Annotated in this window: 26 protein-coding genes and 2 tRNA genes; 13 read left to right on the top strand and 15 right to left on the bottom strand. The window is 61.2% G+C overall.

The window, feature by feature from the left end; all coding sequences use genetic code 11:
• Positions 1-63: 63 nt before the first annotated feature.
• Positions 64-3,444: a DUF3971 domain-containing protein gene (locus FJ543_RS05930; protein WP_140874140.1), complete on the bottom strand. Its 3,381-nt coding sequence runs from the start codon at positions 3,442-3,444 to the stop codon at positions 64-66.
• A 95-nt stretch (positions 3,445-3,539) separates the two neighbouring features.
• Between FJ543_RS05930 and FJ543_RS05935 the strand changes: the two genes are divergently transcribed.
• Entirely contained in the window at positions 3,540-4,007 is a 468-nt protein-coding gene (locus tag FJ543_RS05935; protein WP_140874142.1) for a peroxiredoxin, read from the top strand.
• A gap of 39 nt (positions 4,008-4,046) precedes the next feature.
• Here FJ543_RS05935 and FJ543_RS05940 read toward each other — a convergent pair whose 3' ends face one another.
• Together FJ543_RS05940 and FJ543_RS05945 are read right to left on the bottom strand one after the other, a co-directional pair.
• The gene (locus FJ543_RS05940) at positions 4,047-5,186 is read right to left on the bottom strand and encodes a GNAT family N-acetyltransferase (RefSeq protein WP_140874144.1); all 1,140 of its coding nucleotides are present in this window, start codon (positions 5,184-5,186) and stop codon (positions 4,047-4,049) included.
• On the bottom strand, positions 5,183-6,184 hold the full coding sequence (locus tag FJ543_RS05945; protein ID WP_140874146.1) for a sterol desaturase family protein: 1,002 nt from the start codon (positions 6,182-6,184) through the stop codon (positions 5,183-5,185). Before FJ543_RS05945 ends, FJ543_RS05940 begins: the two co-directional genes overlap by 4 nt.
• A gap of 301 nt (positions 6,185-6,485) precedes the next feature.
• Here FJ543_RS05945 and FJ543_RS05950 point away from each other — a divergent pair, with 301 nt between their 5' ends.
• The 6 genes from FJ543_RS05950 to FJ543_RS05975 all read left to right on the top strand — a co-directional run bounded on the left by FJ543_RS05950 (position 6,486) and on the right by FJ543_RS05975 (position 12,903).
• Positions 6,486-7,790 carry a M23 family metallopeptidase gene (locus FJ543_RS05950; protein ID WP_140874148.1) on the top strand — a complete coding sequence of 435 codons (1,305 nt, stop codon included), beginning with the start codon at positions 6,486-6,488 and terminating at the stop codon, positions 7,788-7,790.
• 192 nt (positions 7,791-7,982) lie between these two features.
• Positions 7,983-9,149 carry an ROK family transcriptional regulator gene (locus tag FJ543_RS05955; protein ID WP_140874150.1) on the top strand — a complete coding sequence of 389 codons (1,167 nt, stop codon included), beginning with the start codon at positions 7,983-7,985 and terminating at the stop codon, positions 9,147-9,149.
• Positions 9,146-9,910: an ATP-binding cassette domain-containing protein gene (locus FJ543_RS05960; protein ID WP_135864119.1), complete on the top strand. Its 765-nt coding sequence runs from the start codon at positions 9,146-9,148 to the stop codon at positions 9,908-9,910. Before FJ543_RS05955 ends, FJ543_RS05960 begins: the two co-directional genes overlap by 4 nt.
• 39 nt (positions 9,911-9,949) lie before the next feature.
• Positions 9,950-10,990 (top strand): sugar ABC transporter substrate-binding protein, encoded by a 1,041-nt coding sequence (locus FJ543_RS05965; protein WP_015318183.1) that lies wholly within the window; start codon positions 9,950-9,952, stop codon positions 10,988-10,990.
• A 116-nt stretch (positions 10,991-11,106) separates the two neighbouring features.
• Complete coding sequence (locus tag FJ543_RS05970; RefSeq protein ID WP_140617016.1) at positions 11,107-12,102, top strand: ABC transporter permease; 996 nt, start codon at positions 11,107-11,109, stop codon at positions 12,100-12,102.
• 30 nt (positions 12,103-12,132) lie between these two features.
• Positions 12,133-12,903 (top strand): SDR family NAD(P)-dependent oxidoreductase, encoded by a 771-nt coding sequence (locus tag FJ543_RS05975; RefSeq protein ID WP_140720685.1) that lies wholly within the window; start codon positions 12,133-12,135, stop codon positions 12,901-12,903.
• A gap of 53 nt (positions 12,904-12,956) precedes the next feature.
• Here FJ543_RS05975 and FJ543_RS05980 read toward each other — a convergent pair.
• Positions 12,957-13,032: transfer RNA gene (locus FJ543_RS05980), tRNA-Val, on the bottom strand.
• Between the two features lie 217 nt (positions 13,033-13,249).
• On the opposite strand from FJ543_RS05980, the gene FJ543_RS05985 reads away from it, so the two are divergent.
• Positions 13,250-13,326: transfer RNA gene (locus FJ543_RS05985), tRNA-Asp, on the top strand.
• Between the two features lie 45 nt (positions 13,327-13,371).
• Here the strand turns inward: FJ543_RS05985 and FJ543_RS05990 are convergent.
• The 3 genes from FJ543_RS05990 to FJ543_RS06000 are packed head-to-tail and all read right to left on the bottom strand — an operon-like array spanning position 13,372 to position 15,094.
• Complete coding sequence (locus FJ543_RS05990) at positions 13,372-14,556, bottom strand: hypothetical protein (RefSeq protein WP_140874152.1); 1,185 nt, start codon at positions 14,554-14,556, stop codon at positions 13,372-13,374.
• The gene (locus FJ543_RS05995; protein WP_140874154.1) at positions 14,549-14,854 is read right to left on the bottom strand and encodes a hypothetical protein; all 306 of its coding nucleotides are present in this window, start codon (positions 14,852-14,854) and stop codon (positions 14,549-14,551) included. The genes FJ543_RS05990 and FJ543_RS05995 overlap by 8 nt, the downstream gene beginning before the upstream one ends.
• A gap of 57 nt (positions 14,855-14,911) precedes the next feature.
• Positions 14,912-15,094: a hypothetical protein gene (locus FJ543_RS06000; protein WP_140874156.1), complete on the bottom strand. Its 183-nt coding sequence runs from the start codon at positions 15,092-15,094 to the stop codon at positions 14,912-14,914.
• Between the two features lie 101 nt (positions 15,095-15,195).
• Between FJ543_RS06000 and FJ543_RS06005 the strand changes: the two genes are divergently transcribed.
• From FJ543_RS06005 to FJ543_RS06020, 4 genes are all read left to right on the top strand, one after another.
• On the top strand, positions 15,196-15,405 hold the full coding sequence (locus FJ543_RS06005) for a helix-turn-helix transcriptional regulator (protein WP_140874158.1): 210 nt from the start codon (positions 15,196-15,198) through the stop codon (positions 15,403-15,405).
• A gap of 397 nt (positions 15,406-15,802) precedes the next feature.
• A complete protein-coding gene (locus tag FJ543_RS06010) occupies positions 15,803-16,723 on the top strand; it encodes a tyrosine-type recombinase/integrase (protein ID WP_181173912.1) in 921 nt (306 codons plus the stop codon).
• Between the two features lie 555 nt (positions 16,724-17,278).
• Complete coding sequence (locus tag FJ543_RS06015) at positions 17,279-17,929, top strand: tyrosine-type recombinase/integrase (RefSeq protein ID WP_246678819.1); 651 nt, start codon at positions 17,279-17,281, stop codon at positions 17,927-17,929.
• Complete coding sequence (locus FJ543_RS06020) at positions 17,907-18,374, top strand: MucR family transcriptional regulator (RefSeq protein ID WP_140874483.1); 468 nt, start codon at positions 17,907-17,909, stop codon at positions 18,372-18,374. The genes FJ543_RS06015 and FJ543_RS06020 overlap by 23 nt, the downstream gene beginning before the upstream one ends.
• Before the next feature lie 139 nt (positions 18,375-18,513).
• On the opposite strand, the gene FJ543_RS06025 is transcribed toward FJ543_RS06020, so the two are convergent.
• The 8 genes from FJ543_RS06025 to FJ543_RS06060 form a co-directional block, all read right to left on the bottom strand.
• Positions 18,514-19,152, bottom strand: coding sequence for an acetyltransferase (locus FJ543_RS06025; protein ID WP_140874161.1), 639 nt, complete (start codon positions 19,150-19,152; stop codon positions 18,514-18,516).
• Positions 19,149-20,144 carry a DegT/DnrJ/EryC1/StrS family aminotransferase gene (locus FJ543_RS06030; RefSeq protein ID WP_181173913.1) on the bottom strand — a complete coding sequence of 332 codons (996 nt, stop codon included), beginning with the start codon at positions 20,142-20,144 and terminating at the stop codon, positions 19,149-19,151. Before FJ543_RS06030 ends, FJ543_RS06025 begins: the two co-directional genes overlap by 4 nt.
• A gap of 152 nt (positions 20,145-20,296) precedes the next feature.
• Positions 20,297-21,271, bottom strand: coding sequence for a sulfotransferase (locus tag FJ543_RS06035; protein WP_140874164.1), 975 nt, complete (start codon positions 21,269-21,271; stop codon positions 20,297-20,299).
• Positions 21,272-21,278: 7 nt separating this feature from the next.
• Complete coding sequence (locus FJ543_RS06040; protein ID WP_140874166.1) at positions 21,279-22,154, bottom strand: glycosyltransferase; 876 nt, start codon at positions 22,152-22,154, stop codon at positions 21,279-21,281.
• A gap of 129 nt (positions 22,155-22,283) precedes the next feature.
• Positions 22,284-22,445: a hypothetical protein gene (locus tag FJ543_RS31400; RefSeq protein ID WP_181173914.1), complete on the bottom strand. Its 162-nt coding sequence runs from the start codon at positions 22,443-22,445 to the stop codon at positions 22,284-22,286.
• Between the two features lie 538 nt (positions 22,446-22,983).
• Complete coding sequence (locus FJ543_RS06050) at positions 22,984-23,358, bottom strand: hypothetical protein (RefSeq protein ID WP_140874167.1); 375 nt, start codon at positions 23,356-23,358, stop codon at positions 22,984-22,986.
• Entirely contained in the window at positions 23,355-24,002 is a 648-nt protein-coding gene (locus tag FJ543_RS06055; RefSeq protein ID WP_246678820.1) for a glycoside hydrolase family protein, read from the bottom strand. The genes FJ543_RS06050 and FJ543_RS06055 overlap by 4 nt, the downstream gene beginning before the upstream one ends.
• Positions 23,962-24,183 carry a hypothetical protein gene (locus tag FJ543_RS06060; RefSeq protein WP_140874171.1) on the bottom strand — a complete coding sequence of 74 codons (222 nt, stop codon included), beginning with the start codon at positions 24,181-24,183 and terminating at the stop codon, positions 23,962-23,964. Before FJ543_RS06060 ends, FJ543_RS06055 begins: the two co-directional genes overlap by 41 nt.
• Positions 24,184-24,386: 203 nt before the next feature.
• Between FJ543_RS06060 and FJ543_RS06065 the strand changes: the two genes are divergently transcribed.
• Positions 24,387-25,505, top strand: coding sequence for an acyltransferase (locus FJ543_RS06065; RefSeq protein ID WP_181173915.1), 1,119 nt, complete (start codon positions 24,387-24,389; stop codon positions 25,503-25,505).
• Positions 25,506-25,696: the final 191 nt, after the last annotated feature.

The following is a 25,696-nucleotide window of genomic DNA, read 5'->3' on the forward strand; positions in this document are numbered from 1 at the left end:
GTTTCCCGAAACGGCTCCAACTATGTGTCTTGAGGCAATTCCGGGCGGAAAAACCGTTTCGCTCTAGCGGTACTCGAAGATCGACCTGAATATCCCCGGAGCGATCACCGACAGCGGATTGACGTCGAGCACCGGCTTGTTGGCATTGCCCCTGAGGCGGTAGGTGACACCGATCAGGCCGCGGTCGCGGCCATTGCCGAGAAGCGCGCCGACGATGGGCAATTCGCCAAAGATGCGGTTGAGACCGTAGGCCGGCATGAAGGTGCCGGTCATATCCATATTGTTGTTCTGGTCGTAGAGGATGCCCTGGAAGGTCGTGCCGATACGCGGGCCGCGCAGCACGCCATTGGTCAGCCGCAGATAGCCGCTGCCCTTGTCGATTTCGGCATATCCGCGCTCGAACTTCACCCGCGACGTGTCGAGCTTGCCCTTCACCGCCTGGTTGAGGCTGCGGCTGTCGCCGGCCGGCGTGGTCGAGACGATGGAGGCGAGCTTGGGTTCGTTGACGATGAAGAAGTTGCTGGTGTCGACCTTGCCCTTCATCGGCCCGTCGCTGGCCCCGGTCAGCGCCAGCGTGATCGATCCGCCTTCCATGTGCTCATAGATGTTGAGGAACCGCAGGATGGCGCCGGCGTCCGCCGACTGCACATTGAGCGAACGCCTGCCGTCGCCGGTGGTGTTGCTGATGGCGATGGCGGCACCCGAACTCGCCGTCGCGCTGACCTTCAGTCCGTTCACCCGCGAACCGGCCGCACTGTAGTCGAGCTTCAGGTTGGAGAGCTGCTCGTCGTGGAAACCGGTGAGCTGATTGACGTCCGCACTGACTGAAATATTGTCTGTTCCTGTCGTTTTGGTCGCGGTGTCCACATCGGACGTGAACTGCTTGATCAACGAACGAGCATCAAGCGCATTGCCATTGATGCCGACCGCATAGCCCTTGCCCGATCGCTTCACCGACACGGAAACATCATCGCCCCGGTTCAGGGTGACCCTGCTGAATTTGGCCGACGACAGCGCGCCGTTGACCAGCACGATGCCGCCATCGATGGAGAATGTCTTGCCACCGAGGTCGAAGTCGGACAGCGTCGTGGTGTCGCCGGCCTTGGTCATGACGAAGGTGGCGCTGGCGGGAACCCCCGCCCCCTTGCTCCAGCCGGCCCAGGGAATGTCCAGCCTGGCATTGGTCAGGTCGACCGAAACGTTCTGGTTCCCGCTGCCACTCTTGTCGATCGCGACCTTCACCGTTCCACCAAGCAGCGGCGTCAGGCCGGGCATGGCGGCGGCGCGGATCTTGTCGTCGAGCACAAGGGCGACTTTGCGGCTGCGCGCCGGCCCGTCATCCACCAACGGCTCGACGAGATCGAGTTCGGCCGGAATGCCGTTCAGCGATGCCTTGGCCGAAATGACAGCCTTTTGCGGGTCGACCGTGATCGAGCCGTCCGCGTCCGTCACGGCCTGCCCCTCGAACGGCTTGGCCAGGGACAGGCCGGTGTAGTCGAGCGACACCAGCCAATCGAGCTTCGCCGTATCGACGCCCGACTGCAGCGGAATATCCGCCTTGACGTGGCCGGTGACGCTGCCGGAAAGATCCTCAGGCAGGATGCCGACATGGCGCATCGCGTTGATCGGTTCGTAGGAGGCAAGCTCGGCGACGGCCGGCGCCTCCCCCTCGACATCGATGTCAAGTGCGCCGATGACCGGCGGACGGTTGGCGGCCTTGACCGTCAGCGTGCCGTTGCTGGCCGCCACCGTGCGGCCGCTCGGCATGAAGACGGTGCCCGACGACAAGGAAACGTCGACGTCGTTGCCGTGGAATCCGACCACGCCCACCGCGTCGCGGATCGGCGGGATGCGGCCGGCAGTGTCGAAACGCGCGCCTTCGATCTGGAAGCGGCCGAAGACCTCGTCGGCGGAAAGCGGCACGCCATTGCCGAGGCGATCCGGCACCACCTGGAACTGGAGGCTGGCATCGACCACGCGGCCGCCGAACAGATTGTTCAGCACCCAGAGCCGCGCATTGCGCGCCGAAAACCACGGCCACAGCTGTTTGACGTGCGAGACCGGCATGTCATGGATGTTGAGCGCCAGATTGATCCCGGGAGCCTTGCCCTCGACGAATTCCACAGCCGCGGTGCCAAGCACCTCGCTGCTCCCGGCGGACCGAACCGCGATCTGCTCGGCCACCAGTTTATGGCTTTGCGGCTGGTAGACGCCGGCGATGCGCGCCAGGAACATCAGCGCAGGCTCAGGCGATTCCGATGGCGCCAGGGTCGAACCGTCGCTGGTCAGATCGTAACGGTAGGAGGGTTCCTCACCAGCCACCCCGGTTGCTGGTTTTGGCCCGATCGAGCCGCCGAAATCGAATGAAGACCTGCCGGTTTTCAAGAGCAGCCTGTCGACCTGGATCTTGTTGGAGCCATAGACAAGCGTCGCATTGAGATCGGCATCCGCCGGCAGCAGCCCGCGTGTGCCAAGATCCAGCACGGACCCGGTGGACGAAAGGGCGGCGGTCAAGCGTGATGCGGTGGCACCTGACCCTTCCGATCCTGTCAACTTCAGCGCGACGGCACCAAGCTTGCCGGAGCCGGCAGCGGTGGCGCCGGCATCCGCCAGATTGATGCTGGCATCCAACGCCGTCACCCGATGCGCCGCGATGTTACGGGTGGCGGAAGCTACAACGGTGACTGTCCTGCCGTCGACGTCCGCGTCGGAGGTGAACTCCATGCCGCCCGGCCCCGACTGAACCACGGTGGCGTCGGCGATCTTGACCAGCTTGATCGATCCAGCGTCGGGCAACACGAACTCGACATTGCTGAGATCGATCCGGCGCATCGAATCTTCCCGCACGGCGTCGAGCGCACGATGGATGTAGCCGAACACCGCGTCCGACAGCTTCTCCGGATCGACGAGGCCGTTCTCGTTGCGCAGTGCCGCCGTCCAGTCGCCGCCGGACGGCATCGCCGCCATGACGATGCGGGCATCGGAGATCCTGGCGCTGGTCAGCCGCACCTCGCCCCACAAAAGCGGCACCAGGCGGATGCCGAAGCGCACACGCCCGGCATCGGCCATGGGTTTGCCGTCCGATGTCTTCAGGCTGACATCGCTCACCTGCAGCGCCACGAAGCTCGAACTGTCGAGCGTGATGCGGGCGGGCCCGACAGCGACATTGACGTCGACGCCCGCCAGCCTCTCGATGGCGCTCTCCGCCTCGACGCGCAGCCGGTCAGAACCAATGCCGGAAAGGCCGATGAGATAGACCGCCGTCGCGGCCAGCAGCATGAACGCGACCACGCCGGCAAACACTCGCGAAAGGATGCGAAAGCCGCGGCCGATCGCCGCCTGGCCAAGAGGCGGGACGCGGCACGCGGACGGCAGGGCCCCCAGGTCGGTGATTTCGTCCCGCCTGAACCGGATCTTCTCGTGCTGCGGTTGCTCCTGATCCACGCAATCTTCCGTTGTACAAACTCGCTCGTGGACGAATCCCCGGTCGACACTATATCGGTGTGGCTTCGCGCGTAACCTCAAACAAGGGCATCGATATGGCTGACCTCGAAGTAGGCGGTCCCGCGCCGCAATTCGATCTGCCGCGGGACGGCGGCGGATCGCTCAGCCTGGCCGCATCCGCCGGCAAGCCAGTCGTGCTCTATTTCTATCCTCAGGATGACACGACAAGCTGCACGCAAGAGGCGATCAGCTTCTCGCGGCTGAAGCCGGAATTCGAGAAGGCCGGCGCTGTCGTCATCGGCCTGTCGCCCGACAGCGCCAAGAAACACGACAAGTTCAAATCGAAATACGATCTAACCATCGATCTTGCCGCCGACGAGGAGCGCAAGGTGATCGAGGCCTACCGCCTGTGGGTCGAGAAATCGATGTATGGCCGCAAATACATGGGCGTCGAGCGCGCGACATTCTTGATCGGCCGTGACGGACGGATCGCCAAGATCTGGCGCAAGGTCCGGGTCAAGGGCCATGCCGAGGCCGTTCTGGAAGCCGTTCGCGCGCTTTGAGCGTCGCCAAAGCACACGACGCAAACGACGATCGTGGCGCTATTCGTCAGGCACCGCGTCGGCTTTCGGCTGCCGCCGGGTCTTCCAGGACTTCGAAACATGGTCCACATGATCGGCCAGTGCGGCGAGATGACCGCGCAAGCCGCGCGCACCCATCACCGACGACAGCGCGACTGATTGCGTGGCGAAGCGGCGCTTGAAATCCTCGCCGCCGCAGAGAAAATCAATCGTGGCAAGGCCACGGTCGAGCGACCACTGGATATAGTCCATCATCAGCACCATACCCGGCGAGGCGCGCTCGTGTTCGGGATCGTAGGTGGTGACGAAAGCCATCATCGTGCCGTGCTGCTCGAAGTTGATCGAGACCGCGATGATCGTGTCGTCAAGCTCCAGCACGAAAATGCGCAACAGCCCGAGGTCGGCCAGCACGGAAATAAGCGCGGCGAGAACCGGCGAGCCCTCATCGAACAGATCCGAAGCGCGGCCATGCCGAACGAGCCAGAGCCGCTTCAGCGTCGCGACCCGCTCGAGCACCGGCTCGCGCGGGTCATCCGCATCCAGGAGGCGGAAACGCAATGCGCCGCTCTCTTCCATGAACTTGCGGCCACGACGATAGTTCTGCCGACCCTTTTTCGACAACGTCTCGAACCATTCCGCCCCACTCTGCCAGGGACCAGTGACACGATAGCTGATTTCACCGCGGTGGTTGGGCCGAAGCGCTTTGCCATGGGTCGGGCACAGCAGGGCATGAACACCGGCATCCGGCAGCAGACGATTGAGGTAGATCAGGTCGAAGCCGCCCTGATCGAAAACATGCTGCCAAAGGCGGGAGATCGCCTGCGGGTCGCTGTCGGGTGCAACCAGCGCGTCGCCATAGTCACTGTGATCCTTCGCCGCCCATTCGAGCATGCGGATGCCGGAGCGCCTGAAGGTCGCGAGCGCTATCACGCCCTCGAGCCGGTCGCCGTTCCAGGCAAGCCCAATCCTGAGGGCGCGCCGCTCCTGATGCGGGGTGGTGCGCCACCAGGCCGCGATCCAGTCGGGATGCTGGAAGACAAGCCCGCCAGCCCGCTGCCAGAGCGCGCTCCAGGCCGGTGCGATCTCGGCCAGGCGCACCGCCGATGTCACGATTTCGAAGGTGCGTGTCCGCGGGACGGAGAGCGTGACGGGAGCGTTCATGGCCGTGTCCCTTCCGATGGTCGCGCAGTCCGTCGCTGTCGCTTTCCAGGCCGGATGCGCCTGGCAACATGACCCCACATCCGCTTCAGCGGCATGACATAAAGGCCGGCGAGCGACTGGTAGTCGCGCACATCGCGGTCGACCAGTCCGAACTTGAAGTCCTCGTCGGGCCTCGGCACGCACAATGTTCCGAAGAGCCGGTCCCAGAACGAGAAGAGCAGCCCGAAATTCTTGTCGTAGTGGCGCGGATCGACGCTGTGATGCAGCTGGTGCCAATGAGGACACAGGATCAAGTTGTTGAGCGGGCCGAACGAGATCTTGAAATGCGTGTGCCTGACGAAATCCATCATCAGGATGTTCCGCATGACATAGACGTTGACGCCAAAGACGGTCAGTTCGACAAGGTTCAGCGAAATCAGCGACCAGATGCCGAAGCACAGCCCCACGATGAGCCCGTCCCAGGCTCGGTTCATCAACTCGTCGAGCGGATGGACCCGGTCCTTGGTGATCCCGACCAGCACCTCGGCCGAGTGATGCACCTTGTGCAGTTCCCAAAGCAGGGGGTAGCGGTGCTGGGCGACGTGATAGAGATAATAGGAAATGTCGTAGGCGAGCAGCATGCTGATGGTGAAGATCAGCACCGTCACCGGTCCTGCCAGCCCCTCGATCAGAGGCGGCTGAAACTGGAACAGTGTCGAAAACAGCCAGTTGGTCCCGTAGCCCACCGCCGTGACGAAGACAATTCCGGCGGGCAGCATCAGGAAAGGCATCAGGGCCTTCCTGGTGATCCAGAACAGCAGGTCGGCCTTCGCGGAGGGATGGGTGATGACCTCATGGGGGACGACGAACTCGAAAAATTCCTTCCAGCTCTTCTCCTCGACCGTGCGCCAATAGGCCACGAGCGCGCTGACAAGGGCCGTCAGCAGCAAAAGCCCGGTCGCCAACAGACTGGTGCCCGAAATCTTGTCGAGGATCTTGCCAACCAGGTCGTCCAGCATTCCTACCGCCACGGTGAATCCGAAATACCAGCAGGTCTTTACTCGAAAAGAGTCAATTAAATGCAATCGAATACAGTTAAGAAACCTGGAGCTTGCTCAGCGCGTGACTGACCGCTGCTGGCGGAACATTGGTGCTCCTCGCCAACGATTTCGCGACGTAGCGGCCGTAGCTGGCGATTTCCATGCAACCTCTCGCCTGCATTGCGTGCATTCGGCGTCGCGCTGCCGATACGGCAAGCCTTTGTTAACCCTAATAATGTGTAATCAGGCGGTCGTGGTGTCGTAACGAAAGCTTGGTCCCGTGAACGCAACCGGTCAGTCCGCAGTCTTCGGCAGGCGCAAGGAACCGCACACGATCATCATCGCCCGGGGCAACGAGATCAGGCACTTCACGATCCGCCCCTGGCTGGCGGCATTCATCGGTTCAGCACTCGCCGCCATTGTCATCGGCTACCTCCTGGCCACATCCTATCTCGTGCTACGCGACGACCTGATCGGCGCCACCACGGCGCGCCAGGCGCGCATGCAGCAGGCCTACGAGGACCGCATTTCGGCGCTTCGCGCCCAGGTCGACCGCATCACCAGCAGGCAGTTGCTCGACCAGCAACTGATGGAGACCAAAGTCAGCGAACTGCTTGAGCGCCAGACGCAGCTCAGCCAGCGGCATGGCCGTCTCGGCCCACTGCTCGAACGCGCCGAAGGTGATATCGGAACGGTGCCCGCCGAAGATCCGGCCGCGGCCGCCAAGCCGGACAAGCGCGCCGAGGTGACCGGCAGCATCAGCCAGCCAGCGCGGAACTACGCGGTTGCCAGCCTGGGCGCGGACCTCGGCACCGCCGATACAAGGCCCTTCTCCTTGTGGTCGACCCGCACCGATCCGCTGCCCAGCGACTCAGCCGCCGATCGCGCGGACAGGCTGTTCGTCTCGATCAACCAGTCGCTGAAATCCATCGAGAATGAACAGCTCAGCCGCATCAACACGCTCGCGGACAATGCCTACAAAAGCGCCGATGCCATCCAGCAGGCGCTGCAGACGGCCGGACTGCCGGTCGACAGTGATTTCGGCAAGAACGAAAGCGATGTCGGCGGACCGCTGATTCCGCTCGACTCGTCGATGATCTTCGACAGCAAGGTCAAGGAACTGGACGAGGCGCTGGATACGCTCGATCATCTCAAGAAGGAAGCGCGTCGGTTACCGCTTGCAAACCCTGCCCCTGGCCACTCCGTCACCAGTCCGTTCGGCGTGCGCACCGATCCCATTCTCGGCACGGCCGCGTTGCATTCGGGCATGGATTTCAGGGCACCGATCGGCATGGCGGCCAAGGTCACCGCGCCCGGCATCGTCACCAAGGCCGGCTGGAATGGCGGCTATGGCCGCATGGTCGAGATCGACCATGGCAATGGCTTTGCCACGCGCTACGGACATCTCAGCGAGATCGACGTGACGGTAGGCGAGAAAGTGGACGCCGGCACCGTCATCGGCAAGACCGGCAGCAGCGGGCGCTCGACCGGCCCGCATCTGCACTATGAAGTGCGCCACAATGGCGAGGCGATCGATCCGCTGCGCTTCTTGACCGTCGGCAAGAAAGTCGCCCAGTACCTCTAGGAAGATCAACCGCTCGCTTGCTGAATCCGGAGCCGTCGGTCCCGGTCGAGCACACCTCTCCTCGTCATGCGGTATCCCGCACCCCGTAAACCGCCATAGGATCGCGGCTCCTCAGCTTCCGGATTATTTTTGAATTCCATTTGACTGAATAAATGTTTGATGCGAACCTTACGTCAAGTGGGGGCGCAAGGCATGGCATTGCGGGGGACCAATCAGGAGTTCGGGCGGCCATACAATCGGCGCATCGTGCTTGAGTCCATCCGCCGTCATGGCCCGATTGCACGAGGCGACATCGCCAGGCACGTCGGGCTCACCGTGCAGACCGTGTCGACCATCGTTCGCGAACTGGAGGAACAGGGCTACATCCTGTCCGTGCGCGAAGAGCCGAAGGGACGTGGCCTGCCACCGGCAACGCTGCGCATCAACCCGGAAGGCGGCTATGCCGTCGGCATCCACCTGACGCCGCTTGGAATAGACGCCGCGCTGATCAATCTCAGCGGCGACGTTATCGAGAGTTCACGCCGCGAAGCGTCCAACGCGACGCCCGATCACGCGTTCGACCAGATCGGCGCCATGGTCCGCGACCTCACGGGCAAGCGGCCCGGCGGCCGCGTCATCGGCGTCGGCATGGCGCTTCCCGGCCCGTTCGACGTGGACTCCATGAGCTTTGTCGGCCCGACCACAATGACCGGCTGGAAGCATGTGGCGCTGCGTGAGCGGCTGACCGCCGCGACGGGATTGCCAGCATTCTTCGAGAGCGACACGGCCGCCGCCGCGATGGGCGAGCGGCTCTATGGCATCGGAGCCCGCCATTCCGACTATTACTATCTCTATTTCGGCGTCGGGCTTGGCGGCGCGATGATGCATGATGGCAGCGTTCTGCGCGGCGCCTGGGGCAATGCGGGCGAGATCGGCCACATTCCCGTGGTCCCCGATGGCGAGCTTTGCCCCTGCGGCAACCGAGGCTGCCTCGAGCGCTACCTCTCGCTCGAGGCGCGAGGCCGCCGGGCCGGCAGCGACGCCGATTGGGTAGCGCAAGTCGGCCCGATCTTCCGCAACACCATCGCCATCATCGAAAACCTCTTCGATCCAGAGACGGTCGTGCTCGGCGGCCTGGCGGCATCGGAACTGCTCGAGCGCCTGGCGGACGCGGCCGAACCGCTGCACAATTCGGTTTCGGCCCGCGCGGACCGCACGACGCCGCGCGTCATCGTCGCCAGCGGCGGCCAGCATGCCGTGCTGCGCGGCGCGGCGGCGCTCGCCGTTTCAGGGGTGTTGTCGCCACGCTTCGGCCAGATGTTCGCCGCCGAACGCGAGCGCGGCCGCGACATACTTTCGGCCAGGGAGATTGCCGCATGAGCGAACCCCTGCTGGTGCTCGACAACGTGACCAAGAACTACGGCGCGATCGAAGCGCTGAAGGGGATCAGCTTTTCCATCGGCAAGGGCGAAGTGGTGGCGCTGCTCGGCGACAATGGCGCCGGCAAGTCGACGCTGGTCAAGATCATAGCTGGCGGTCTCGAACCGACCTCCGGCCGCATGCTGTTCGAGGGCAAGGAATTCCTGGCCCGGTCGCCGGCGGAAGCCAAGGCGGCGGGCATCGAGACCGTTTACCAGGACCTGTCGCTGTGCACCAATGTCGATGTGGTGGCCAATTTCTTCATGGGCCGCGAGATCACCAGGAAGGTTCTCGGCATTCCGGTGCTCGACGAGCGCGCCATGGAAGCCGTCGTCGGCAAGGCGCTGGCCAGCGCCGGGACCCGCATTCCTTCACTGCGCACCAATGTCGAGCATCTCTCGGGCGGCCAGCGGCAGGCCATCGAGCTGAACCGCTTCGTGCATTGGGGCGGCAAGCTGGTGCTTCTCGACGAGCCGTTCGCCGCACTTGGCGTCGAGCAGACCCGGCGTGGTCTCGACATGATCCGCCAGGTGGCGAGCCAGGGCATCGGCGTCGTCATCATCACCCATATCATGCAGCAGGCTTTTCAGGTCGCCGACCGGATCGTGGTCATCCGGCAAGGCGTCGTGGCGGGCGATGTCGCACGCAACAAGACAAGTCCCGATGCGGTGATCAACATGATCACCGGAGAGACGCTTGCCGGTGCCGGACCGGCGGGCTGAGGGACAAAGAGGGGTCCGGCTTAACAGGGAGCCAACGACATGAAGCGAATACTTCTTGCTGTCTTCGGTATCCTGGCACTGGCCTTTGCCACGCTCACGCCGGCATTCGCCCAGTCCAAGGGTATTGTCTACTACATGGTGCCGACATTGCTCGACGAGTTCCAGACCGGCTCGGTGAGCGCGCTGGAGCTGTTCCTGAAACAGACCGGCTACGAGATGAAGACGCTGAACGCCGACAACAAGACCGACGCGCAGCAGTCGCAGATGAACGACGTCATCGCGCTGAAGCCGGCGGCGATCATCCTGGCCGCCGTCGATTTCAATGCGCTGAAACCATCGATCGAGGCCGCGCGCGCCGCCGGCATTCCGGTGGTTGAGTTCGACCGCCAGATCACATCAACACCGTCCGACTTCACGTCGGTCGCGGGCACCGTCGAGATCGGCTACGTCGCCGCCGAGCAGGCCGAAAAGCTTTTGAAAGCCAAGAACGGCTCGGTGAAGGGCAAGGTCCTGCAGGTACTTGGCGATCCCGGCGATCCCTACACGCTCGACATCCAGAAGGGTTTCGAGGAGAAGATGAAGGCGTTCCCGGACGTCAAGATCATCTCGCTGCCGGCCATGCAGTGGGAGGCCAGCAACGCCGGCACCATCGTTGCCGACCAGATGCTGGCCAATCCCGACATCGACCTGATCTTCAGCCATGCCGCACACCTGTCGGTCGCCGCCGTCGCCTCGCTCGAGGCCGCCGGCAAGAAGCCGGGCGACGTCATGCTGATGAGCTCGAACGGCGCACCGGTCGGCCTCGACCTGATCCGCAAGGGCTGGCTCAACGTCGAGGTCGAGCAGCCGCTTTACGCACAGGCCGCCGCCGTCGCCATGTTCATGGACAAGGTCGTCAAGAAGGAAGAGATCAAGCCCGGCGAATACGATGTGCTTGGCCTGAAATCGACCCTCACCAAGGAAGCCTGGGGCCCCAACATCAAGATCCCGGGTGCCGCCATCACCAAGGAAAACGTCGACAACCCGGCTTTCTGGGGCAACCAGAAGCCGCCGACGGATACCGTCAAGCCGGTCGAATAGACAGGCGGCCCGACCGCTCCGGGCCATACCAGGCCCGGAGCCCTGCCCTGCCCGCATGAAACGAGACGCAGGCAACCTGCCGCGGCCTTGATCCCGCACGCCAACCGGATCGACACATGAACCCTCGCACACGCCACGCCCTGGAGTTCGTCCTCGACAACCTCGTCTGGTTCATGCTGCTTTTTGTCCTGGTCGTCTTCTCGCTGTTCATCCCGAACTATTTCCAGCTCGGCATCTTCGCAAACATCATCGAGGCGTCGAGCGTGCTCGGCGTGATGTCGATCGGCCTGGCGCTGGTCATCATTGCCGGGCACATGGACCTGTCGGTCGAATCCGTCGCCGCTCTCAGCGCCATGGCGGTGGGCATCCTGTTTTGTTCCTCGGGCATTGGCCTCGGCGTGCAGTTGCACCCGGGATGGCTGATGGTTCCGGTCTCGCTGCTGCTGGCGCTGGCCGTCGGCGGCCTCATCGGCGCCTTCAACGGCTATCTCGTGGTCAAGGTCAAGATGAGCGCCTTTATCATCACGCTCGCCTCCTACATCTGGGTGCGCGGCCTGGTGCTGGTCATTTCGGGCGGCCGCTCGGCGCAGGATCTGGCACCCGCCATCCGCTGGTTCGGCATCCAGCGCCTGATCGGTCTGCCGCTTACCGCCTGGATCGCGGTGGCCTGTTTCGTCGTGTTCTCGCTGATCATGGCCAAGACTCCGTTCGGCAGGCACCTGGTGATGATCGGCGGCAATGAAACCGCGACCTTCCGTGCCGGCATCCGGGTGAACCGCAACCTGATCATCGCCTTCGTACTCGCCGGCGCCATCGCAGGGCTGGCCGGCTGGCTGCTGGCGATCCGCACCTCGGGCGCCACCGCCAATCTGGGCGTCGGCCTTCTGTTCAACGCCTTCGCGGCCGTGGTTATCGGCGGCGTCAGCCTGAAGGGCGGCGTCGGCACCTTGCCCGGCGTGTACGCCGGCGTGCTCCTGCTTTCGGCCATCAACACGGCGATTAACCTGATGGGCCTGCCCGCCAACTTCACCCAGGTCATCCATGGCCTGCTGGTGCTGGCGGCCGTGCTGCTCGATGCATTCAAGCAAACCATTCGCCAAAGATTGGCGTGAGACGGGGATTGGCGTGACAGGACGGCTCGCATGACAGGACGACTGGAAGGCAAGGTGGCGCTGATCGTCGGCGGCGCGCGCGGCATCGGCAAGGGCATCGCGCTGCGCTTCGCCGAGGAAGGTGCAAGGCTGGTGCTCGCCGACTCCGAGACCGAGGCCGGGCGGGCAAGTGCGGATGAGCTTGGCGTCCCCTTCATCCGCACCGACATCTCGCAAATGAGCGACGCCGAGGCCGCCGTGGCGCTTTCGCTGAAACACCATGGCCGCCTCGACGTCATCGTCCAGAATGCCGGCATCTATCCCTGGCAGTTGATCGAGAACACCAGCGCCGACGACTGGGACCGCGTCATGGCGGTCAATTTGCGCGGCACCTTCAACGCCAGCCGCGCGGCCCTGGTGCCGATGAAGGCGCAGCGCTTTGGCCGCATGCTCTACACCTCCTCCATCACCGGCCCGCATGTCACCAGCCCCGGCCATGGCCACTATTCGGCGACGAAAGCAGGCATCAACGGCTTCATTCGCGCCGCAGCGCTGGAATTCTCCGGCTACGGCATCACCGTCAACGGCGTCGAACCCGGCAATATCCTCACCGAAGCCATCCAGGAACATCGCGGCGCCGCCTATATCAAGAACATGGAAGATTCGATCCCGCTCGGCCGGCTCGGCAGCCCACGCGACGTGGCCAACGCCTTCCTGTTCCTCGCCTCGGACGATGCGAGCTACATCACGGGAACGACCATCGTGGTCGATGGCGGGCAATTGCTGCCCGAGGGCAAGGATTTCCGTATGGTGCCGCCGTGATACCGCGACGCGCCAGCGGCCGGCTCTCAGCTGACTTGAAATGTGAGTTTGAATGGTGGGCGATGACGGGCTCGAACCGCCGACATCTTCGGTGTAAACGAAGCGCTCTACCAACTGAGCTAATCGCCCGCTCCGGGCCGGACCTTTAAGCGGTCGGGACCTGCTTCGCAAGGCCAAATGAGTGCGGGATGCCCTGTTCGCAGGCCGGATTTGCGAACAAAATGCCGGCTGTCAAAAAACCTTCTCCTGTTTAGCGTTATGATGGTTTGGTGCGCTTGACACCCGGTAGCGAACCCCTTATCCAGCGCCCCAACGACGAACACGGCTGACACGTGCTCGTCAATGCGCGGGTGTAGCTCAGTTGGTTAGAGTGCCGGCCTGTCACGCCGGAGGTCGCGGGTTCGAGCCCCGTCACTCGCGCCATTTATTCCAAGGGGTTGAGCTGCCCCCTTGGAAAAGTTTCAACTTTCACTTTCCTGAAAGTTTCAACTTTTTGTATTCGTTGCGTTCCTGACCCAGCAGCGCCCTGCCCTTGCGGCGGCTGGCGTCGGCGGAACGGACAGCGGCCAGGTTGACCGGCATATAGGTCTTCTGCAGCGCCTTGTTCTCGTCAATCGAATTGCCCATCTTGGCCGAGATCGCCTCGACGGAAGCGCCGCCGGCATTGGCCTCGACCGCGCCGGAACGCCGCATGTCCATCAACCGGCGCTTTTCCCCTGCCCCGAACACAAGCCGGCGCAAGTCGGCAAAATCGTCGACCAGCGAATCCTTGGTGTAAGGCACCCCGGCGCGCGGCCGGCCGCCCTTCGGACCCGGCGCAAAGCCGCGCGAGCGGAAGATCGGCGCATCATCGAGCAAGGTGACGCCGAGCTCCTCGATATAGGTCAGCACCAGGCGCTGGGTGCGCGGCGACAGCGTGCCGAAGGCCGCCTCGCCGCTCTTGCCGCGGGCGATCAGGAAACCCCATTCCTGCGCCGTCTGCATTGCCTGCGAAGGCGTCAGCGTGCGCACGTCGACCGGCGAGAAGCTCGTATCCCAAGCAACCGCCACGATGCATGCCAGCCCCCTGTATCCTGCGCGCCAGGCGCCTTTGACGATGCGAACGGCCTCGCCTTCCGTCCAAGTCTCTCTCCGGCCGGGCACCGAGGTTTTGCGAATTGCTAGAGAGGGATCCTGCTGGGCTGGGCACAGCTTCATCGCCGCCATGATGTTATACAGTGCGCGCCAAGTCTTCATCGCGCGGCCAGCTTCACCAACGCCCTTCACCGACGTCCACTTCGAATACCACCGGTCTAGCATTTCCAGCGTGATGACGGACGGGTTAAGGTCGCCGAAAACCGGCTCAATGTATCGCCAGCCGCGGTCCCAATCCTCACGTGTGCGTACGGGCTTTCGTGCCCATTCATTGGTAAGGCGGAACCGCTCGAAGGCATAACCTACGCTGTTTCGCGGATAGACCTTGCGTAAAGGCGCCTCCAAGCCTTTGCGGGCACGCTGCCAACGACCTTCCCATTCCTGTGCGACCGCCCACGCCTGCGGCCCATCTGCCCCGCAGCGCACGTTGTCGAAGCCATGGGCGCGCATCTTTGGCGTTACGAGCCAGTAACCGCGCCCCTTGCGAACGTGATAATGCTTCAACTTGATTTCAGCCAATTGCCGCAAGCCTCGCGTCTACAAGGCTAGCCGCGCCGGTCGGACACGTTGGTCTGTTCTCGTCGTAGGAGACACCGTGCATCCTGTCGAGCCAGACATCCATCGCAACCAAATCGTAGTGGCCGGTTAGCGGACGGGGCAACGGGAAGCCGTGGCGATGAAAAGCCGTCAGCTTGGCTTCGAACTCGGCGGGAGTGAGATGAAGGCGACGGGCCGCCTTGGCAAGAGGCACGAGGCGGGGATTTACCACGAAGCGGACGGCTGCTCCGTGCGGACGGTTGTCGTTGGCGGCTTTCATTGTTCCTCCCAAATTCTTGCGCTTGGATATGTATTGTCCAGACTTCAATTTCTCCAGTCAGGCCGCCGCCTGAAGCGCCGCTTCGATCGCGTCGAGCTCGGTGTCGACCGCATAGATAAGCTGGTGCAGCATGAGGCTATCCCGCTCGTCGGCTACGATCGTGCTGGCCGACATCAGGATGGCTCGGAGCATGCTGCGTGCCGTTTGGAAATGGTCTTCAGTGTCGGTGTCATTAAGCATGTTGGCGTTCTCCTCGTTGCGTTGCAGTGGCGAAATCGCTACTGTGTCCACATTAGACCAGATATTCGCCACGTCAAGGCGAAATCGCCACGGAGTAGCGAATGTTGCCTGTTCAATGCAGAATGGCCCGTGCCGCGCTTCAGATCGGCGTACGCGAATTGGCCGAAGCCGCTAACGTCTCGACAAATACCATCACCCGGCTAGAACGTGGTGAAGAACTGCAGCCGCGCACAGTCGCTGCCATCCGCATCGCCCTAGAGGCGGCAGGCGTGGAGTTCATCAACGGCACAGGCGTGAAGTTGCGGGCGTGAGCGTCAACTAATTGCGAAAACGCCTAGTCATCCCCTTAGGAAAATTGCGAAGGCGCCTAGCGAAAACAGCGACTTGACGGCCTTTCAATACCCATGAAATCATCTCTGGATGCCAGAGATTTCAGACAAGGTAAGAGTTCGCGCGCCTGGCCTTCGCTGGATAAGACGAGGAGCCGGATTCGCTCCATGGTGGGTGGCCCCGGAGGCTGACAGAAAGGCTGGCTACCGTCCAAAGACCGCCAAGTTATCTCGATGGGCTAATGACCCGATGATGTTGGCCAAGCGATGTGACGCGCTTTGGGCAGATGTGCTGGAGTGGCGCTCGTCGCGCATGGTCGGGCGGTTTAGGTTTGACGGGAGTCTCAGATCGCTAGTCACAGCGTATTCAACCCACCCGATGAGCAACTTTCACAAGTTGAGGCCCGCAAGCCGAGGTGTCTATCTCCATTACTTAGGCCAGATAGAGAAAGAAATCGGCAGCCGAACAGTCGGCGACGTTTCCGGTCTGGACCTCAAAGAATGGCATGTTCGCTGGTCCAGCGACGGAAGGCATTTGGCAGCTTCAAACATGTGCCGAGCAGTTCTCCTAGCTGTCGTGGCTTTTGGTGTGGAGGCACGACTCGCGGGCTGCGCAGAACTTGCCGTTTCGTTGAGGGCCGCCAACCGCAACTTACCGAACCCCAAGCGGCGCGAGTCCGTCATCACTGCAGAGCAGGTCGTCGCGTTGCGTGCCGCCGCACATGCCGACAAGCGTCCGTCATCGGCGCTGGCGTACGCGCTGGTTTATGAGACTACAATGCGCTTGTGGGATGTCATTCTCGGCATGCAGTGGGAGGATATCGACGCCAACTTGGTGATGCGGCACGTGCCGTCCAAAACGAGCACTAAGACCGGACTGGCCATCACCTACCCGCTTACGCGGGCGCCTATGGTGGTTGAGGAGTTGGTGTTCGCTGGTGCGATCCGGCTAGAACAAGCCAACGGCATTGATAGATACGTTTTGGCGGACCGGCCAGTCGGTCCTATGGTTGTCTGCGAAGGCACCGGCAGGCCGTACTTAGCCAGTTCTTTTCGCGAGCAATGGCGCAAGGATCGCAACGCCGCAGGGGTCCCGGCGAATGTGTGGGCGCGCGACTTGCGAGCTTCCGGCATTACGGAAGGCCGCGCCAGCGGCGTGTCGACGGACGACGCAGCCAAGGTGGCCGGTCACGCATCAACTAAGACAACGGCTGCCGTTTACGACCGCGCAACGCTTGAAGCGGCCGAGCGGTTCGCGGATGCCAGGGCGGCTTATCGCAAACTGAAAGCGGCCAAATAGCTGTGCCTCTGAAGCTGCTACGCAGAGGCAATATTTGGTACCTGCGCGGTTCCGTACGGGGCATTGGTCTCTACAAATCTACCAAGGTCACTGATGAGGCAGTCGCTCAAGAGATCCGCGTGACTGAGGAGAACCGTTTTGCTGCAAGAGAGTATCCACGGCAAGCAGGCGACCAAGACATTCGGGGCAGCGGCCAAAAACCTGTCGACTACGAGCGCGCTGCCCGTTTCGTCGCAGAAAACGGTCTGAACCACCCCAAGCCAAATAGGCACTCGCAGCATCCGCGATGCGCTTGGTAGCAGTTTCCGCGCAATGGCATCCAAATCATCATGCCCCAACTGGCGTAGCTTGGTTGCCGCAAACCGAGCTATCAAAGGTTCGGCCACAAACCCGCAATCGCCAAGTCTACACGCCATTCATAGCGATATGGAATTACGCCTCGAAGGTTGGCTGGGCAGACCCAAAGCAATGGCTACGCCCGCGACAATTGAAGGGCACAAATGTGGTTCGGTTGCGCAGTGAGCGCGGGCGATGTCGCCGGCACCAGCAATGCTCATGACAACTTTGTTTTACACCGGCTTGCGACCGATCGAGGCCTTCGTGCTGACCGGCGCCGACGTCGACCTGTCAGGCCGCTGGCTTGTAGTGCGCAGGTCAAAGACGGGCGAGCCTCGAGGCGTGCCGCTGCATTCGTTCCTTTGCGAGTGGCTTGGACCTCTGGTCGAGCGTGCGGCGGATGGCGGGGCTTTGTTCCGCACGCCACGTGGAAATGCGTACACCGAAGTGAAGGAGGGTGGCGGCGGGCTTAAGTCAGCGACCCTTGGCGCCAGGCGTCGGACCGGCATTACGGACGTGAGTCCCTACACGGCGCGCCACACCGTCTCGACGCAACTTGTCGTCAGCGGCGTGCACCCACACCTGAAAGACCAATTGTTGGGCCATGCCGTGACTGACATGAGCCGGCACTACACCAACGTGCCGCAAGCGCCTTTGATTGAGGCGATCGACAAGCTTCCTGTTCCACTGCGTGGCGGGATTTGCCGTGGCTTGCCGAACCGCAGAAGTGGTGGTCGCGGCTGGCCGAGGGGACTGGAAAGAGGACGGATTTGCAGTAACTGGAAGAACCCTTGTGCTGGTCGCCTTTCCCGAATACGAAAGCTGGCCAGAACAGGAGCTTTTGAGTTTGTCCGATCAATCCGATGGTAATGCCGAGCTAATTGAACTGACCGCCGACATCGTCTCGGCTTACGTTAGTAACAACCCCCTGCCCGTCGCCAGCTTGCCGGAATTAATCGCCAGCGTAAATTATGCGCTGTCCGGCATAGGCAAACCTATTGTGGCTGCGCAACCCAAACAGGAGCCCGCAGTCAATCCTAAGAGATCGGTGTTCCCAGACTACATCATTTGCCTGGATGACGGCAAAAAATTCAAATCGCTGAAGCGGCATCTTAGGGTGCGCTATGGGATGTCACCGGACGAATACCGGGCCAAGTGGGGCTTGAAGGCTGAGTACCCGATGGTTGCGCCGAATTATGCGGCCGTGCGCTCCGAACTGGCGAAGGGGAGCGGACTGGGGCGCAAGGCTGCTCCCGTTGAGATAACCCCAGTCAAGAAAGTTACCGCGAAGCGCCAGGCCAAGAGCTTGGCTTAGGTTCCGCTCAGTGCGGCGGAACTGGTGGTCAACTGCTTTCAACGTCCCGCGCCGGACACCAAATTAAAAGCCCCGCCGGCCGAAGCAAGCGGGGCTTTGAAGATTTCCCGGTATCACGTGAGCGGCGGCGGGACGCGGACTAAGATTGGCGCAACTTTCGAGCAGGCACTCCAGCATAGACGCCACCGGGTTCGGTCGATCGGGTCAAGACAGATCCCGCGGCTATCACACAGTTTGGCGCTATCTCGATATTGTCGTGGATCGTGGCATTTAAGCCGATGAATGAGCCCGCCCCAATGCTGGTGCTTCCGCCGACACAGGCCCCAGCGGCGACAAAGCATCGATCCTCGACGCGGACGTGATGTGAGACATGCACGGCGCTACGAATGATACAATTCCTACCTATTGTGGCGAAAGGCTGGATGACGGCGCCATCGAATATAAAGGTGTTCTCCTCGAGCTTAAAATCGGGCCAAGCGATAGCGCGGCTCGCCAGGTAGCTGATCGTCTGGAATCCCCGCGCCTTGACCTGAGCAAGCAGCCTAGCTCTAACACGATTGTTGTCGTGCGGGCCGATTGCCACTGCAATCGCTGTCTTCGATGGATCGAAGTTACCCTCGATGTCCTCGAAGGCATGGACCGGCAAATCGTTGTGCCGGTCCTTCGAAAGGAAATCACCCTCGACCGTGAAGGCTGCTACCTCATGCCTGCTGTCATGTTTCAGGCAATACCACACCAGGCTGGCAAACGGTCCGTCCCCGAAAACTAGCACCTTCATGAGTCGTGCGCCATGCGCTCTAACAGCGCTTCAATCTGCGCATCGCTGATATGAGCCATGTCGCCATGGCAAGGAATGTTGATGATCCGGTTATGTATGGAACCGGCCATTCTGGCCGAGGCTGACAATGGCGCGTAGTATTTGCCGCAGTCGAAACCCACGTCTGGCAGGTCTTCGAGCGCGATCGGCCCGTGTGCCAAAACCGGCACGCTAGCCGCGATGTTAACGTCGTCATAGGCTCCCAAACGGCCGAGACCGGATCGTTCGACCAATTCGCAGATGCGCCTGCGTTGAGCATGGTAGCGAGGCGACCATGTCGGCATCGTCTCAAGGCGATCGATGATCGCAGCTGCCGCGAGGTCCGAGAGCTTGCCGTTAGAGACGCTTGGTAGGACCCACGCCGGCGCGTCGTCACCGAAACTTAGAATCGAGCGGGCCAGCGCCTCATCCGCCGCAGGTACGAATAGACATCCTCCCTCGCCGAAGCCCCACGGTTTGGTGTGGTGGAAGCTGACGATTTCGATGACGTCCTGGCCGACAGTGCGAAGCCCTGGAAAAGCCAGCGCCGCGTCGACGATCAAGGGCTTGCCCCGCTCACTGCAGAATTGGCGATAGGCAGACATATTGCGCTCGAGCCCGAATGGTCGGGTGACCAGTAACCCATCCCATTCGTTATCTGCCATCTCACCAAGTGCGGAGAGATCAAGAAATCCGTGCTCGTCGCTATCGACCTCGACGGTCATTCGCCCGAACGGTCCTGTCCGCGTTGCCGAAAATCCGAAAGCCGAGACGGCCCAACGCAGCTGCTTGCCTGCCCTGGCGGCAAATATGCCAGCCGCAGCATAGAGAGCTGCTGTTCCTGAACTCGCCATCACCGTGCGGTATTGATCTGGCAGGTGCGAAACATGGCTTATGATGCGACCGAGCGCCAGGGACAATGGGCCACTGTTCGTCCACTGGCTCTGCTCCAAACAAAGGCCGCTCAATTCCATGAGACGTTGCCAATTTGGGGCCTTGGCCTCGACATAACGGATACGCCCACTCGAAAGTGGGTGAACAGAGTCCATCTCTGCATAAGGCCGCGGCGGGAGGCCGCCAGCCAGCGCCAATTCAAGACACCGATCAGCCTCGACACTCGACGGGCTCATATCTTGTTGCTGTCCAATTCACGAGGCGTTGCATTAAGGTGCGGAATGTTCATCCCTAACTGGCCAATGCCAAGGAACCGGGCGAGATCTGCGGCAGCCGTCTTATGCGAGAGATTGAGTACGAGCAGGCTTTGCGGCCGGCCCTTGAAATGCTTGATCACGTCGGCGTTGTGCTGGAGATAGTGTGCCTTGTAAATCGTAGGGTCATACACCGACGCCTCATTGGCCCCGTAGACGTAGCGCTGCTGGCGCCATAGCCAACCCGGTTCGTGATAGCTGAACTGCTTGACGTCGGCTGCTGTCGGCCGGCGGCTTAAGCCCATTAGATGGGCATGAAACGTCGTCACCGATTGGTACCACTGCTCAGCGGAATCCCGTACTGTCAGGATAAATTTTGCATTTGGGAAGGCGTTGTCCAACGCCTTGTATGTATCGGGCAGGCTGAACGGAACGTCCTGAAAGGCGTCTGCCGAGTGGCAATACTCGAGCAGAGTGCAAAAATCGCGCCGGTGCCAGTCCTCAAGTAACCCCTCCGCTTCATGCTGGGAGCCGATCCTGTAACCGGCCGCTTCCAAGGCTGCCGCGAGTGAGGTTGTCCCGGTCTTGTTCCTGCCGATGACGAAAACCTTCTGGTTGATGGTCAGCAAGTCGTTAATAGCTTTTAGATGGGTGGCAAAAGTGCGTCCTTCATACCTGCCGTGCATCAAAAAATGTAACAGCGGATTGATCCGGGCGGTCCGAACGTCCTCATAGGTATCCAAATACCAAGCACTGCTGAAGCTCGGGCTCGGATCACGATACTCGATCCCACCATGGGTGAGATAATGCACGGCCGGGTCGGTCCCTGCATCGCGCACATCAGGATAGTGATCAAGGTACCACTCGGCATTGAACAGGAATGATGCCCTGATCAGGTCAGCACGAGGCCTCCGTCTGGCGCGTCCTGCTATCCGCTTTGCGAGGCGCTGCACTACCACCTCACAGCACTGCATCGATGCATAGGCGGCCCCGGGCCCCAAAAAATTCAACGATCTCCTTCTCGAGCGGCTTGATTTGGGCCAGGACGATCTGCTGTCGCGACGGCTGATCGGGACACAGTTTCAGGACTTCGTGCAGCATGACAAGAATACTGAGACCGTGAGCACGCAGATGGCTGTATCTATCTTGCGATCCCTGCCACCAGATGCCGCCAGAGTGGCGCCTGTACGCGGCCATTACCTCGGGGATGAAGCCTATCCCCCCTGATAAAGCGTGAAACAGGTTCAGATACCAATCGTTTGGCAACATGTTCGAAATCGATAAATTTCTGTAGGATTGCCGCCGGAACATTGCCGAATTGGCCGGGATGAAGTTCTGGGCCAACAGGGTTTCCAGATCAAACCTGCCGACAAATCCCTCCGGAGGAAACTGAGACGCTGGTGCCCTATCGTCGTCAAAACGGAACTGAACCGGATGGAAGCACACCGAACACTCTGGTTGCTCGTCCAGGAAACGGACTTGCTTCTCCAGCTTGTGCTCGTCAGTGAAATAGTCATCGCCGTCGCAGACGATCCAGTATCGGCCCTTGGCCAGCGGAAGCAGAAACTTCGCGACCATCCCCCTGACGCCGCAGGAATAAAGATTTGTCTGCTGCGTGATCGCGCGCACCATTCCCGGATATTTCGCCACATGGGCGCGGACAATGTCTGTCGTTCCGTCGGTCGATGCATCGTCGTGCACAATGACCTCGAACGGGAAGCTCGTTTTCTGCATAACAATGGAAGATAAGGCTTGGCCTATGAAGCGGGCATGATTGAAGGTCTGACAGAGTACCGAAACCCGGGCGGCATTATCTGCCGGTGCGGCGTGCGTCATAGCTCAGTAGCCCCAACCCCTTTCGGCATGCTCATTAACGGAGTCGGCGCCGAGGTGTAAAGACGGGGCGCGGTGTGAATTGTGTTGGGATCAACCATCATGGGCTCAACTCCGCGTGTTTCATTGCGATCACGCTGGCGGCGCTTTCCGTCGCAACTCGTCGATCTCCCGCTTCATGTCTTGGATCACGTCCCGCGTGCCATACACCGCGCCGAAGTCCTGCCGAAGCTCGTCCAGCCGGCGGGTGAATTCTGTAGCCTGCTGATCCGAAGCGGGTTGCGTTCCATCCATTCGGCACGCGCCACGGTGTTGCCGCGCAGATCGGTGACAGCCGGTTCCATGCGCGTGCGGTGTTCACGGCCCGCTGGCAGCACCAGTTCAATTACAGCCTCTGAACCGCGTTCGCGGCGAGGTTCTGGATCGCCTTCAATGGCGACGCCACCGCGCCGCCTACCCCCTACTTGCCCTTGAATATTTTGTAATAAATCTGAACGGTAAGCCACACTATACCGAGGACGGTAAGCGTGAGTGAGGCGCCGTCTTGTATGTACGGAAGCCAAAGGACATTTGTCGTGGCTGCGGCGGCAACACCAGTTGTCAGGCGTTCGTCGATCACTTCTTCCTACTCCGCAACTGCGCATCCCTGTGGTGGTAAAAATCGCGCAGCGCCCTATGCAGCCGTCCGCACTGGATCAGCGCCTTGCGGTCGGAAATCCAAAGCCGCTCGACGTCTTTCTGCACCAACTGCCCCCTCGGTAGGCGAACCGGGCCAAGGCACGCCGCAACCAATCGCGCATCCGGATCCGCAAGCAAAGGTGGCAGCGCAGTGCTAATGGATTGCGTCGATACGCATCCCGCTGCCATCAGACAGGCTAACGCGATCGCGGTCAGGGTCAGCGTTCGCTTCATCTGATTTTTCCTTGATAAGTTGTTCTAGCGCTTGGTTGGCGGTCTCGAGTTCGGCAATCCTTTGTGCCTCGAGCGACTTGGCTTGCGCATTGGCCTGTGCCTGGCGGCTGATTTCAGCGTTGGTCGCCTTGGCGATGGCAACTTCGCGTTGGTCGTACTTCAGTTGCCAAGCGGCTGCGGTGTGCGCGCTGCCCAAGTGGTAGGTGTAGCCAAAGGCCGCCACGATTAGTGCCGCGGCGATGCCATAAGCGATTAGCGAAGCGTAGCCGCCTGTGATTAGGTTAAGCCATTTCATGACGGCAACCCCGATACACAGACCTCAGCTTCGCCTAGGCGCTGTGCGTCGCCCATTTCACGGCGCTTCACCAGTCCGTCGACAACGACGCCGCCAGCCTTTTTGAAAGCCGTCTGTGCTTCGCACCCCTTGCGGTATTCACCGGCCATGTGCAAACGGGTTGCCGTCGAGCCGGCCATGCCTTTGTGCGACTTGACCGAGCCAACGCCGAAATTGTAGGCGCCGGAAAGCATCGCGGCCTGGACGCCAACTGGGAAGTTGGTAAAGCCAGGCACCTCGCGAACCAGCGGCAGATAGTAGTCGTGATAGATCTGCTCACCGGTCATCTGCTCGCACTGCGAACGCGTGAACGACATATTCGGGCCGACTGGCTTGCCGTTAATGCGCGTAAGGCCACCGCAGATGTCGTATATCTTGGCGAACCGATCCCAATGCGACATCAGCACCATTCCCTCCCAGGGAAGGATAAGTTTGTCGGTCGCAAGGATGACAGCAGGAGGCAGGGTTTCTGGCGTGCTGTCCTTGTAGCTGTGCCACCCGCCAGCCGCAGCAGCAACGATCGCCGCTGCAATGGCCGCCTTGCCGCGCTTGGTGGACAGAATCTTATTTATGGGCATTGGCGGTTTCCTTTGTGGTTTCGCCATCTGGCTGCACCAACAGCCGCGCCGTCCAAGCTCCGCCAAGCAGCAGCGCGGTCAGCCACCACGGCAGAAAGTCCATTGACGGAACTGTGTTCAGGATGATGTCGACGGCCGCCGCTAGCTCGATAAGCCGCAGCGACCAGGCGCGCTTAAGCACCCGCTCGATGTCGGGGATTAGTTTCATCGCTTGCCCTTGGAGTTGTTTTTCGGTTTAGGATCTTGGCTATGGTGGGCACCGGAGAGCGGACCCATAATTTTCATTTTCTCAGTCGAGACGATGCGCGACGGCGTGGCCGTGAAGCGCGCCGATGTTCAGGCCGAATCCTTTGGTGGCGGCGACGCTTGGGCCGTATAGGCTGGGCTTGGCCGAGAGCCGAGATCAGGGGAATGGATACGGATGACGAAGGTTGTCAGCGGGCGGACGAACTGGTTTCGCTTGATAGGTTGAGGCTTGACCCACCACGTGCTATGGCGCGCGAGATGGCGGCACTTCGAAATTACGATCTTGATGGCCTTCGCGGCCTCGCAGCGCTCAGTGTCGCAATTGGGCATTGCGCCACAGCTATAGGCGGTCTTGGCCCTGCCTATCGAATGACGTTTGCCACCGCACGGGGCGCGACGCTACAGGATGCGGTGTTCCGGCTACTGCACATCCTCTTTCACGCTGACGCCGCGGTCATCGTATTCTTTGTGCTATCCGGCCTGGTGCTCACCCGATCGCTCCGCAATCGCGACGATGGTGTGATTCCCTATGTTGCTCGGAGATTTTTCCGCTTGGTTCCTGTGGCTGCAGCTTCGGCGCTCATCATTGGTTTTTTGACGCCGGCAAGCACATGGGCGCAGATCCTAGGGGCGGCGGTTCTTTATGATACGTCGCTCAACGGAGTGCTTTGGACCCTGCAGATCGAGGCTTGGGGAAGCTTATGGGTTTACGCTGCCGCGACAGGCAAGCGAATACACCCGGTGCTGTTTCTTGGACTGCTCGCCGCTACCTTCGCGGTTTCCTACTTCGACCATCGCCCGATTCCGCTGTTCATGAGCGCGTTTGCCTTGGGCGCGATCGTCGACGACCTACCGGCCGTCGCCATCAACCGCGTTACCGCGATCTTCGGTCTTGTCGCACTGATGACCGCTGATTTCCTGCTCGGCCCGGGTTTCGCAATGCGCTGCTGGCAAATGGCCGGAGCTTTCTGCGTTGTCGCATATGTCGCCCGCAACTCCATGTGGCTGACATCGAACTCGTTTGCCCACTTCCTCGGTAGGGTCAGCTATCCATTCTACCTACTTCACCTAGCGGGCGCACTGATTGCGGTGAAGTTGGGAGTGAGGGCGATGGGGATCGATCCCTTTTCGCTTTTTGCGGTCTACAGTGTGGTGTCGGTCGGAATCGCCATAGTTTTGGCTTGGATTACCCACCTTGCGGTCGAAGTTCCTGGCATGGCAATTGGTGAGAAGGCGCGGCGCCTACTTACAATGCGCCAACGGGTCGCGCCCGCTGCGGCTTAGCGAACCGCGAGGCCTGAGTCCCCTTCCTTCCAGGCAACAAGGGGGCCGGCATCCTCTTCGGTTGTAGCGCATAGTCGCGTTGGGATGATCATCGTGTGCCCGCAAAGCCACGCGCAGAATTGAATGTGCTGGCAGACCTGTTGACTGCTTGCCATGTTCGATTGACATCCAACATTTCCAAGCGAAGTATC

Source organism: Mesorhizobium sp. B2-5-7, from assembly GCF_006440875.1.
GTDB lineage: Bacteria > Pseudomonadota > Alphaproteobacteria > Rhizobiales > Rhizobiaceae > Mesorhizobium > Mesorhizobium australicum.